Genomic DNA, 11,162 nt, shown 5'->3' with positions numbered 1-11,162 from the left:
AGATATTTCTCGGGAAATTGTAGAAATATGACGATTGAATGTTGAAGAATGTATCTTGTATCGTTGTAAAATCCATATCGGGTCACGATATATCTATGTAAAAAGAGCTTCATAGCGCTTGACCGTATCGCCCCCCGATACACAAAACTCACTTTCTAAATAGAGATAGAATCGCTTCCCATTTGCTTTTCGGTCGGCTTTGAACCACGATTTCTAATCGTCTATTAAAATCGTTCTGTAGGCGCCATTCTTTTACATTATCTTCTCTTAACTTTTGAATTTCTTGCTGCAGAAGTTCACTTTTCTCTTTTTCCTGTTCTAGCAATGCTTCGTATTGTTCTTTCTGTTGATTGGTCAGCTTCTCAATCTTAGCGTTCGTTTTCTGAGCTGCGTTTCCGACATTCGCACTGATCGCATGATGATCTTGCTGAAGTCTTGATACGGTTACTTTAAGCTCTGACATATCGTTTGTCAGCTGGGCGTTCATCTCGCGTGTCGCTGCTAATTCATTCGCTAGCATCATTAAGACTTCTCTTAATTGGTTCGGGTCTTGTGGAAGGTTCTCATATGTATCGGGTAACGCTACGTCCGTTTGAACTGTTTCTTTCAATCTTTCTTTTTGTTGAAGCACGAGATCTTTAGCTGTATCGTCTAATGGTTTGTCTGTATCGCGTAGCGCTATGAGCGATTCGATGTCAGATTGAACAAAGATACGTCGATCTCCATCCTTTAAAAACTCATATCCGTTTCGTTCTAAAATTTGTCCATACTTTCGAACAGTAGGTGTCGCGATCCCTACTTCTTCTGCAACTTCCTTGGAGGAGAAAGCTCGTTCGTTCGGTTGTATATCACGTCGCATATCGGGCCTCCTTCATTTCTCTTCATCTATTCCTTATATCGCCATGCGATACATATCGTTTAATTCCTCTACTATAGGCATTCGCAATGAACTGTATCGATACGTCTATGCTCTACAAATTAGATTTCGGCAAATGTGTCGATCTCCCCTTCTTTCTTTTGAGGAAGTTGGTCATTTCACGAGATAATTTTTTTATTTCTTCACCCCACCCAGAAAATAGCTGTTTTCTAAAAGAATAGGGACATATATAATGAATAAGTGCAATTATTTTTTACATTCATTTTTTTATGAAAGAGGTTATGTTATGAATACTACTTATTCATCGATAGAATCGACGAAAACAAGAATGTTAGTCATCAGTGCACTATTCGTGGCACTGACTCTTGTTGCAACGATGTTCATCAATATTAAGCTTCCGATCGCAGGGAACGGTGGTCTTATCCACTTAGGTAACATTCCTCTATTCGTAGCCGCTTTTGTTTTCGGCAGAAGAACAGGCGCGATTGCAGGTGCTTTCGGAATGGGATTATTTGATCTTCTATCTGGTTGGACGATCTGGGCTCCGTTCACGTTTATCATCGTTGGTGCAATGGGCTATGTAGCGGGCGTTATCGCAGAAAAAGTACCAGGTAAACGAGTACTCGTCTACTCAATGGCAGTTGTGGTAGCTATGCTGATTAAAGTGGTAGGCTATTATTTTGCAGAAGTTGTGCTTTACAGCAACTGGATCGTACCGTTTGGATCCATTCCAGGAAACGTTCTGCAAGTTGGATTTGCTGGACTTGTTGTGGTTCCACTCGTAGCACGTATTAAGAAAAGAATTCTTTAGTTACAGAGACCCTGTATCGTATCGGCTTAACCGCTATGCGATATGGGGTTTTTATATTTAAGAAGTTCACTGAAACCTTTTTAGAATATGATGCGACTTACCATAAAACGGATATTTTAAGGGGTGTAAAATGAAGAAGTCATTACTTAAACTGATTCTTATTACGTTAAGTATCTTGTTTGCGGGGTGCAGCGTTTATTCTGAAAGTAAAGAGACCGCTCCAAATCTCATTAAACAGGATAAAAAAGAAGCGCTTATTATTACAGGCGATGTGAATAAGACTATTAAAAATAACAAGGCCGTTAGAATTGCTAGAGATGCGATACAGTCTGCTGAAAGAATACCTGGAATTTTAAATGTGTCAAAAAATAATTTAGAGATGACTCTAGTTGATTCAAACGGTAATAAGGAGAACTATTTACTTTGGTTACGAAAAGACAGTGATAGAGGAATGATTATGTATGTCGACGATACAAGTACGGGTTATACCTTGCAGCAACTTGACGTTGTTAAATTAAAAAAGATATTAAACTACTAATGCAACCAATCTATGAACCAACAAAAACATCACCTTCACACTTCACTCCTTCTGAATGTTAAAATAAAGAATACTTCCCTGTTAGACATATAGAGAGTGTCGACTTAAAATCGCAACAACTTAGGAGTGTATACAAGCATGAACAAAAAAGATATCGCTCAAATACGAAAACAGTTCAAAAAAGAGAATGATCTACTGAAGATCTCTAGCATTTTTAATGTGTATATTACGAAAGAATCCAGCGAAATCTATCATCACGTGAGTCAGCCTTTTGAGATGCTAGATTCTGAACAACAAGAGCTCTTCTATAATAACTTTAAAAAATTGCTTGGTGGAAATCTTGATGAAAAGTTATTTGAATTAAAGTTTAATAGAAATGCTGATAACAATAGCCAGCTTATTCTGCATCAGGGCTTACTTGCTAGCGATACAGAAGACTGGAAAGAACGCATGCTTCAAATGGTAGGAAAAATGCTTCTAAACCGACAGTACGAAAAGGATATCGTGATCACCTTTATTAAGGGAGAATACTACAAGCCGACGAAGCGCAAAAATGATGAGGCTGAGATTAGTGAACGTGATGCTGTCTATTCTTTCCCCTTTATACTGTGCAGCATAAACAATACACAAGAACCGAAGAAAGAACTGCTCTTCGATTATGTGGAAAAAGAGTTCAAGTACAATTTCGTTGTCGATCCTGTTATTAACCTGAACGCGCCAATTGGAGGATTCCTCTTCCCTTGTTTCAGTGATAATGCAGCAGACGTGAACCACATCCTGTATTCAGCAGGTAAAGTTCATGAGCCTGATTATGAATTCATCGTGGACGTTTTAAATGGCGAAGAAATCATGACAGCAAAAGACGATAAGATTGTGTTTGAAGAAATCATTAAAGACGTAACACAAGATCAATTGAATACGTCTACCCTATCCAATGTGTATGAAGAAATCAACCGGATGATTGAAGAGAACGAAGAGGAAGAACATCCACGATTAGACTCCAAGGACGTTGAGCGCGTTTTGAAAGCGAGCGGAGTTGAAGATATTAGTGTGGAGAAGGTTGAATCTGCTTTCCAAAAAGTCATTGATGATGATAAATATGAGATCAAAGCAAGCAGTGTTGTACCGAAATACAACTCGAAGTCGATTAAGATCGATACGAAGGTAGCTAAAATTTCGATCAGTCCTCAAGATTTAAGGTACGTGAAACAAGTGCAGCTTAGCGGTAAGCGTTACCTCATGATTGAAGTGGAAGAAGATACGGTGATTGAAGGGTTTACGATGATTCCGGAGGCTTTTGGGGAGAAGGTGGAGAAGTAATATCCTAATATAATGCACTGATATTAGACATCTTCACCTATATGATAAAAACATAAATAATGAGGCTTCCAATTTGTGTTTAGCCTACTGAAAGTCCTCTCAACATATTTCAAGAATCAGATATAGATGTAAAGTATTCATCAATATTATCAAGTGTTAATTTTATTCCTGATATACTGTTTAATTCTAATACTTGAATGTCTTTCTTATCAAAAAAGACATTTTCATCAATCAATAAAAAAGTAAAATAATATATAGCTACTAGCATCTCTGTAATAATTTGATTATAAAGATTTATTGTATCGCTTGACTTAGTAAAGTCATATACCGCATATTCTGATAGGTATTCTTGAAGGGTAAAATTATCATTTGAATTAACATGAACATTTCCAGATAGAATACTGTATTGATGATTAAGATTACTAATTATTGTCTTAATTGGAGTATCTTCAAAATAATTTACTGTATAGCTAGTCATCTTCCAAACACTGTGTGTATCGGACATTGCTTTTAAATCTTTTAAAGTATCTGTTGCGTGAAATATTTGTCTTTTCCTATTCTCTTTATACTCAATGTATCTATGAAGAGTTAATGAAAATCTAAAAAATGCCTCTATCGTTGACCTAAGAACCTGTTTTGCAGAATTTAGATAGTTCATATTTATTAAATCGAATGTAATAATAAAATTATTTTTAACCTCATTATAAAAATGCTTTATCTTGCTTCTAGGATCAATAGTATTTACTGAAGAAGAGATTGTAGAAAGTATATAAAGTAGTTGATATGAATATTCTAATCGATCTTTAATTTCTGTATCAAAGAGTAATTCTCGACTACGAACATAGTCTTTATAGTGTTCGTAGTCAGATTTATATGATGGTGACATTGATACCATTTAGCTCATCCCTTATTTGAGTTTATTATTTTTCTCCATTCCTCTATTGGATCACTTTTTACAGAATTCTTCTTTTTGATTTTATTTCCGTTTGTTTGTTCTGGACTAAACTTTTCATTAATTACATTACTTTTCTGTAAAAATAGTTTTATATTATTTGCTTGTTGAACAAATTTATATTTATCATTCAAAGCATTTAATTTAATATCCTTAATAATTCTTGCATATAATGAAGTCCTTGAAGCAAAGAGATATTCTTTATAATCTTCTTGTAAAATTTCTTTTGTAAATGAACGAATATCAGAATTCTTGGAAAAATAATTCCTCTCAAATATTAATTCTGCTAGTATACCGTATAGTAAAAATGAAATATCATTTATATTGTTTTTTGTGATTTGTATATTTATATATTCCTGGAATTTATTCCTCATAATCATTCACTCCAATCATTGTGCTTTATCGATAAATTCCCTGGTTAAATTTATTATTTCTTCTCTTGATGTCGTCATGTCATAAATAAAAGTTTCTAATCTTCCTGTCCTTACTCTTTCAAACTCAGATATCACTGACTCAAATTTAGGTTCACCATGAAATTTTTCCTGAATTGATTCTCTGCCAGCTGTATTCTTCCATAAAGTAAAAACAATCCCTAAGTTTTTTACGGATTCACTCGATAAAGTTAAATCATCACCCATAACTCTTTGGAGTAGGGAATATCCAAGGGCCGAAAATACGTCAGGGGCAATTGGAACACAATAATAATCACTAGCAATTAGAGAAGACTGCGAATATATCGAATATGTAGCAGGTGTATCAATTAATATGTAATCATAATTAAAATGTTCTCTTATTTCAGTATCTATAAAATTTTGAAGTATCTTCTCAGACCCCCGTCTACTAGATTCAAAACTAATTAATTCCAAATCCCCTGGAATCATATCTAATACTGCTTCCTCTAGACTGAAAAGTTGTATTATTATTTCTTCTAATTCATGAGAGGAAGATTGTTTTGTAATTCCTCCTCTTGGTGGAGTCAATATATGTGAAATAGTTTTATTTTCTTTTTGTAGTTGCTCATATATGCCGAAATTACTAAACTTTGTAAATAATGCTTGAGTTGCATTGAATTGTGGATCCATGTCAATTAATAATACATTCTTTTTAAATTCTTTAACCAGCGTATATGCAATATTCATACAGGTTGTTGTCTTACCGACGCCACCCTTCATATTTATAAAGGATATTACTTTAGCTTTATTCATAAAAACACCGACTTTCAACAAGATATATGTAATTATTATAAATTATTTTTTATTAAATTGGGGGAAATTACTAAAATTATTCAACTTCTAATAAATAGAAGTGAAAAATAATTAGGCTCATAATATTAGAACTGATAAAAATTTGATAAATCCATCCCAGGAATTTAATAGGATCTTAAAATAATTTGATGGGCATTTCTATTTATTTTTTTTAAACTTTTAATTTGTTAAATTATCTATTACTACAAATCATGTACAGTTTTTAAATCAATATATTTATCTTCCGAAACTATTACAATTAAACAAGAAATATTCTTTTCCTTGCAGTAATTTAAATACCGAAGAGCAGAGTTATATCTAGCCCCTCTAGATATTGTTCCTATATTTTCGTTGGCAATGCCATCTAAAATTACTCCAATAGAATAACAAATACCCTTATCATCTAACAGGATTGCTCCGTCTATTGCTGTAATTCCGTTAATAATTCTATCTTGAATTTCATTGGTTTTGTTTATTAAAAAGCTTTGGTTACAAAGTCGTTGTGACTCACTCTCAGCTTCTTTACTTATAACTACCATTGTTCCGTGGGATTGCTCTTTTGCTAAGTTAATAAATCTCCAAACATTTTGAAACTCCAAAGAATCAAAAGTTTTTTTGAATTGAATTGCGAAATCCGTTTCCTGGACAGATGATTTAGGCATACTTGGTACTCTATGTGTAACACTCATGACTTTATTGTTTTTATATGAAACAACATCCCATTTCCCTTGACCTTTAAAATCAATAATAAATGCTTTCTTAGTAAGCCTTTGTAATACGTTTCTTTTTCCAATTCCAAAAATAAAATTCCCATCGCAAAGAAGACAGACATCACCACTACATATTTCTAATAATTTCCTTATAGCTGCATAACTAAATTCCGATAAAGGTATCGGGTTGGTTAAAATTATTTTATTTTCTAATTCTATGTCCTGTGAACAGAAGAGTATATTTCCGTTATTTTCACTACTCTCATATTTTAATAGAGAAACATTATGCATAAGATCAAAAAGATTAGTACCATCATTTTTATCTACGTTAATTAAAAAATCTTTATAGATTTTATTATTTAATACATTTTTTCCAGCCTCTACTAGTAATTCATCTATTGTTTCAACTTTGGGCTGCTCCACAAACACATGTCTTGTAAGAAACTTAAAAATTTCAATTAAAAAAGTATTATCTTTAAATTCCTTTTTAATATTTTTTTTTACACTAATTGTTGTGACTATACCATCTGGGAATCCATATTTCGGATGAATTTTTATATATTTATCAACGTTATCATCATATACCTCAACAGTTTCTTTTGAGCCTCCAATTACATTTTTATAGTGATAAAAAATTGTAAATAAATAATATTCTTCCTTAGAGATAGACGTTAAATCGTATACATAATTTTTAGCCGTTGTTTTCCTAAGAATATCTTGATCTCTTGGTAGTAAGTACTCATCCAATGGAATAATTTTGTCATCTTCATAAACTTCACTATCAATCTGACAAATAACTTTAGTTTTAAAAATTTCGGTATTCCAGTCAGTTACGGAAAAATCAAAACTTCCTCTTTTTCTAAAAGAAACTATTGATACTATGGGTTTTTCAGAAATACCGATTTTTTCAAAAAATCTTTCTAAAAAAACTTGTGATTTTTCAAGCATTTCTTGATTTAATACTATATCATCACCAGTCCAATCATCATAGTCATGATTCATATTAAAATTCTCCTTTTTGGTGCATTAGATTTTTAAAAAGTTCTCACTAATAAATAACATTAGGAAAATAATACCACATTTAAAGGTTTTATCCTCCTTTAGAAATGGGGGAGGAGGTGTTAAGGAATCTCCAACTAAGATTAGTACATACAGTATCAATATGGAAGAAAAGGCCTCCCATCAGTTTAGTAAACTAATGAAAGACCTTCTCTAAAAATTTATTACTATGAGCAGGAGTAAGAACCTATATAAATACCCTTATAACTTTAGGCTCTATGATGTTCATTACATCATGCCGCCCATTCCACCCATGCCCATGCCGGACATGTCAGGCATGCCGCCGCCAGCGTTTTCTTCTGGCTTATCCGCGATTACTGCTTCTGTTGTTAGGAACATTGCAGATACGGATGCTGCGTTTTGTAGAGCTGAACGTGTAACTTTTGTTGGGTCAACGATTCCGGATTCGAACATGTTTACCCACTCACCAGTTGCAGCGTTAAATCCAACTCCGATTTCTTCGTTCTTTAAACGCTCTACCACTACCGATCCTTCAAGACCTGCGTTGTGTGCGATTTGACGAACTGGCTCTTCTAGTGCACGAAGTACGAGTTTCACACCTGTTAACTCGTCGCCAGTCGCTTCTACTTGAGCGATCGCTTTTAGCACGTTAACTAGAGCTGTACCACCACCGGATACGATACCCTCTTCAACCGCTGCACGCGTAGAGTTTAGTGCGTCTTCGATACGAAGTTTACGCTCTTTTAGCTCAGTTTCTGTAGCTGCACCAACTTTGATTACTGCTACTCCACCAGCTAATTTCGCTAAGCGCTCTTGTAATTTTTCTTTATCAAACTCAGAAGTTGTTTCTTCGAGTTGTGCTTTAATTTGGTTAACACGAGCTGCGATTTTAGAAGAATCTCCAGCACCTTCTACGATTGTTGTGTTTTCTTTTGTAACCACAACTTTAGAAGCTGTTCCAAGCTGCGTGATGTTTGCAGTCTTAAGGTCAAGACCTAGCTCTTCAGTAATTACTTCACCGCCAGTTAAAACTGCGATGTCTTCTAGCATTGCTTTACGGCGGTCACCGAATCCAGGAGCTTTTACAGCTACTGCATTGAATGTTCCGCGAAGCTTGTTAACTACTAAAGTAGCAAGTGCTTCACCTTCAACGTCTTCAGCGATCAACAATAGAGATTTCCCTTGTTGTACCACTTGCTCAAGAACTGGAAGGATTTCTTGGATGTTCGTAATCTTCTTATCTGTGATAAGGATGTACGGGTTCTCAAGCTCTGCTTCCATCTTGTCAGAGTTTGTTACCATGTATGGAGATGCGTATCCGCGGTCGAACTGCATTCCTTCAACCACTTCTAGCTCTGTTGTGAATCCTTTAGATTCTTCAATCGTGATAACACCGTCGTTTCCAACGCGCTCCATCGCTTCAGCAATCAATTGTCCTACTTCTTCGTCAGCTGCAGAAATCGCCGCAACTTGTGCGATAGACTCTTTGCCTTCGATTGGTTTAGAGATCGCTTTTAGTTCTTGAACAGCAGCAGCCGTTGCTTTTTCGATCCCTTTGCGAAGTACCATTGGGTTTGCTCCGCTTGTTACGTTCTTTAATCCTTCACGGATCATCGCTTGAGCAAGAACGGTTGCAGTTGTTGTTCCGTCTCCTGCTACGTCGTTCGTTTTGCTAGCAACTTCAGCTACAAGCTTCGCACCCATGTTTTCGAATGCATCTTCAAGCTCGATTTCTTTTGCGATTGTAACACCGTCGTTTGTGATTAGAGGAGAACCGAATTTCTTCTCAAGCACAACGTTACGTCCTTTTGGTCCAAGTGTTACTTTTACAGCATTTGCTAGTGCATCAACACCACGAAGCATTGAGCGGCGTGCGTCTTCACTAAATTTAATATCTTTAGCCATGTAAAAACCCTCCCATTAATTTTAAAAGTTAGTGACTTACATATGCTTTATGTTTGATTTATGTAGCTTCAAAATATTGAAGCTTCCCAGTTACCTAACGTTTAGCCTACGATCGCTAGTACGTCAGACTCACGAAGAATCAAGAATTCTTTACCTTGGTACTTAACTTCTGTACCTGCGTATTTTGAGAAAATAATCGTGTTGCCTTCAGAAACTTCTAAAGAGATACGCTCGCCGTTATCCGTTACACGGCCCGTACCTACAGCAACAACTTTTCCTTCTTGAGGCTTTTCTTTTGCTGAATCTGGCAATACAATGCCGCTTGCAGTTTTTTCTTCACCTTCTACAAGCTCAATAATAATACGGTCACCTAGTGGCTTTAACAAGTGAAACACCCTCCTTAAATAGTTAAAAGATTTCTTATTAGCACTCTTTGTTAGTGAGTGCTAACTCCATTTCTAATAATAAATAAAACTAAAAAAATTTGCAAGTGAGAAATATAAATATAAATCGAATTACCCGCAAATTCGATATCCTCGCGAGCCCTGCCTATTCTATGTTAAAATGGGTAAGCATATAAAGAGGTATAAAACGTAATTATTTTTAGGGATGTACGTAAAGGAGAAGGTAATTTGAAGAAAAAATATTGGTGGATCATCTTCATATATATCGTGATGCAATTCTCAGGTTACATTGGGATTCCACTGTTAAATGAACTTGGTGTTCCTAGAAATCAACTTTTTGGAATGTGGGGAACGTTCAGCTTTATCGCGGCTCTTGTTATTATCCTTTACATGCTGATCCCTGAAATGAGAGAACGCCACCGAAATACTAAGCGCGTCTCAAAAGGATCTGCCGTTCTATGGTCGATCATCGGTATTTTCATGGCGTACGCCGCTCAAATTATCGCGAGCATGATCGAGATGAACCTGTTTGGTATTCAGCCTGGATCAGAGAACACGAAGCAACTCGTAGAAATCGTTAAAAACGTTAAATATTTTATGATTGTAACGGCCATCGTTGGGCCAATACTAGAAGAGATCATCTTCCGAAAGATCATTTTTGGCTCTCTTCATAAACGCTTTAATTTCTTTATCTCTGCTTTGATCAGTTCGTTAATCTTTGCTGCTGTTCATGCGGACTTCACACACTTATTAATCTACACGGCAATGGGCTTCACGTTCGCTTTTCTTTATGTTCGGACCCAACGTCTTATCGTTCCGATCGCGGCACACGTTGCCATGAACACGCTCGTTTTGATCATTCAAGTATTATTTGCCGATAAAATCAAGGAAATGGAACAACAGCTAGAAACAGCGCAATTGATTATTGGAGGACTATTATGAAGACATCACCACTGTTTATGGCATTTTTATATCTAGGGATCGGAGTCGTCTTTACGTACTTAGCCGTTCATTACGCAAGCGAGTACGGCATGACAAGCTTCTGGACGATTATCACGATGATCGTAGCTACCTTCGACTACGCGAATGCCATCCGCTATTTCGCATTAAACAGCCACTTAAAAAGAAAAAAGAAGGAATAATATGGGGAAACTGCTTCTGATGGAGGCAGTTTTTTGTTTGTGTTGCACTTTGGGTGGGGCATTGTAGGGTTAGCCAATGGTCTGAGGTGGGATTGGACAGATTATTGGGTGAAATGGACAGATTATGTTGGAGATTGGACAGATTATACGGCCAATAAGACAGATTAAGCTTCGAATCCGACAGATTATCGAACCCAGCACCAAAACGAAGGCTGTTTCAGTACTTTAGCTGGCACCTG

Annotated in this window: 13 protein-coding genes; 6 read left to right on the top strand and 7 right to left on the bottom strand. The window is 35.8% G+C overall.

Annotated features, from left to right (window positions below; all coding sequences use genetic code 11):
• Positions 1-148: 148 nt before the first annotated feature.
• Positions 149-859: a hypothetical protein gene (locus IHV12_RS21945; protein WP_197192231.1), complete on the bottom strand. Its 711-nt coding sequence runs from the start codon at positions 857-859 to the stop codon at positions 149-151.
• Between the two features lie 304 nt (positions 860-1,163).
• On the opposite strand from IHV12_RS21945, the gene IHV12_RS21940 reads away from it, so the two are divergent.
• The 3 genes from IHV12_RS21940 to IHV12_RS21930 all read left to right on the top strand — a co-directional run bounded on the left by IHV12_RS21940 (position 1,164) and on the right by IHV12_RS21930 (position 3,546).
• Complete coding sequence (locus IHV12_RS21940) at positions 1,164-1,688, top strand: ECF transporter S component (protein ID WP_197192230.1); 525 nt, start codon at positions 1,164-1,166, stop codon at positions 1,686-1,688.
• Positions 1,689-1,818: 130 nt separating this feature from the next.
• Complete coding sequence (locus IHV12_RS21935; RefSeq protein ID WP_197192229.1) at positions 1,819-2,226, top strand: hypothetical protein; 408 nt, start codon at positions 1,819-1,821, stop codon at positions 2,224-2,226.
• Between the two features lie 138 nt (positions 2,227-2,364).
• A complete protein-coding gene (locus IHV12_RS21930; protein WP_197192228.1) occupies positions 2,365-3,546 on the top strand; it encodes a DUF4317 domain-containing protein in 1,182 nt (393 codons plus the stop codon).
• Positions 3,547-3,655: 109 nt separating this feature from the next.
• On the opposite strand, the gene IHV12_RS21925 is transcribed toward IHV12_RS21930, so the two are convergent.
• From IHV12_RS21925 to groES, 6 genes are all read right to left on the bottom strand, one after another.
• Positions 3,656-4,441, bottom strand: coding sequence for a hypothetical protein (locus IHV12_RS21925; protein WP_197192227.1), 786 nt, complete (start codon positions 4,439-4,441; stop codon positions 3,656-3,658).
• 5 nt (positions 4,442-4,446) lie between these two features.
• Complete coding sequence (locus IHV12_RS21920) at positions 4,447-4,872, bottom strand: hypothetical protein (RefSeq protein WP_197192226.1); 426 nt, start codon at positions 4,870-4,872, stop codon at positions 4,447-4,449.
• 15 nt (positions 4,873-4,887) lie between these two features.
• On the bottom strand, positions 4,888-5,703 hold the full coding sequence (locus IHV12_RS21915; RefSeq protein ID WP_197192225.1) for a ParA family protein: 816 nt from the start codon (positions 5,701-5,703) through the stop codon (positions 4,888-4,890).
• Between the two features lie 242 nt (positions 5,704-5,945).
• Positions 5,946-7,454, bottom strand: a complete 1,509-nt coding sequence (locus tag IHV12_RS21910) for a hypothetical protein (RefSeq protein WP_197192224.1) — start codon at positions 7,452-7,454, stop codon at positions 5,946-5,948.
• A 285-nt stretch (positions 7,455-7,739) separates the two neighbouring features.
• Positions 7,740-9,377, bottom strand: a complete 1,638-nt coding sequence (gene groL / locus IHV12_RS21905) for a chaperonin GroEL (protein ID WP_066242575.1) — start codon at positions 9,375-9,377, stop codon at positions 7,740-7,742.
• A gap of 101 nt (positions 9,378-9,478) precedes the next feature.
• Positions 9,479-9,763 carry a co-chaperone GroES gene (gene groES, locus IHV12_RS21900; protein ID WP_137792218.1) on the bottom strand — a complete coding sequence of 95 codons (285 nt, stop codon included), beginning with the start codon at positions 9,761-9,763 and terminating at the stop codon, positions 9,479-9,481.
• Positions 9,764-10,009: 246 nt separating this feature from the next.
• Between groES and IHV12_RS21895 the strand changes: the two genes are divergently transcribed.
• From IHV12_RS21895 to IHV12_RS22970, 3 genes are read left to right on the top strand one after another with little or no spacing between them, the layout of a single operon-like run.
• Positions 10,010-10,723: a CPBP family intramembrane glutamic endopeptidase gene (locus IHV12_RS21895; RefSeq protein WP_197192223.1), complete on the top strand. Its 714-nt coding sequence runs from the start codon at positions 10,010-10,012 to the stop codon at positions 10,721-10,723.
• Positions 10,720-10,923 carry a YdiK family protein gene (locus tag IHV12_RS21890; RefSeq protein WP_197192222.1) on the top strand — a complete coding sequence of 68 codons (204 nt, stop codon included), beginning with the start codon at positions 10,720-10,722 and terminating at the stop codon, positions 10,921-10,923. Before IHV12_RS21895 ends, IHV12_RS21890 begins: the two co-directional genes overlap by 4 nt.
• 33 nt (positions 10,924-10,956) lie before the next feature.
• Entirely contained in the window at positions 10,957-11,091 is a 135-nt protein-coding gene (locus IHV12_RS22970; RefSeq protein ID WP_255552672.1) for a hypothetical protein, read from the top strand.
• The last annotated feature ends 71 nt before the right edge of the window (positions 11,092-11,162 follow it).

Origin of the sequence: Fictibacillus sp. 7GRE50, from assembly GCF_015903875.1 — a bacterium.
Taxonomy (GTDB): Bacteria; Bacillota; Bacilli; order Bacillales; family Fictibacillaceae; genus Fictibacillus; species Fictibacillus phosphorivorans.
This window is presented reverse-complemented; position numbering and strand designations above follow the sequence as displayed.

Coding starts and splice junctions, on each gene's coding strand:
- IHV12_RS21910 (WP_197192224.1), bottom strand. CDS start 7,454: ATGAATCATGACTATGATGATTGGACTGGTGATGATATAGTATTAAAT.
- IHV12_RS21940 (WP_197192230.1), top strand. CDS start 1,164: ATGAATACTACTTATTCATCGATAGAATCGACGAAAACAAGAATGTTA.
- IHV12_RS21935 (WP_197192229.1), top strand. CDS start 1,819: ATGAAGAAGTCATTACTTAAACTGATTCTTATTACGTTAAGTATCTTG.
- IHV12_RS21925 (WP_197192227.1), bottom strand. CDS start 4,441: ATGGTATCAATGTCACCATCATATAAATCTGACTACGAACACTATAAA.
- IHV12_RS21945 (WP_197192231.1), bottom strand. CDS start 859: ATGCGACGTGATATACAACCGAACGAACGAGCTTTCTCCTCCAAGGAA.
- IHV12_RS21915 (WP_197192225.1), bottom strand. CDS start 5,703: ATGAATAAAGCTAAAGTAATATCCTTTATAAATATGAAGGGTGGCGTC.
- IHV12_RS21890 (WP_197192222.1), top strand. CDS start 10,720: ATGAAGACATCACCACTGTTTATGGCATTTTTATATCTAGGGATCGGA.
- IHV12_RS21930 (WP_197192228.1), top strand. CDS start 2,365: ATGAACAAAAAAGATATCGCTCAAATACGAAAACAGTTCAAAAAAGAG.
- IHV12_RS21920 (WP_197192226.1), bottom strand. CDS start 4,872: ATGAGGAATAAATTCCAGGAATATATAAATATACAAATCACAAAAAAC.
- groL (WP_066242575.1), bottom strand. CDS start 9,377: ATGGCTAAAGATATTAAATTTAGTGAAGACGCACGCCGCTCAATGCTT.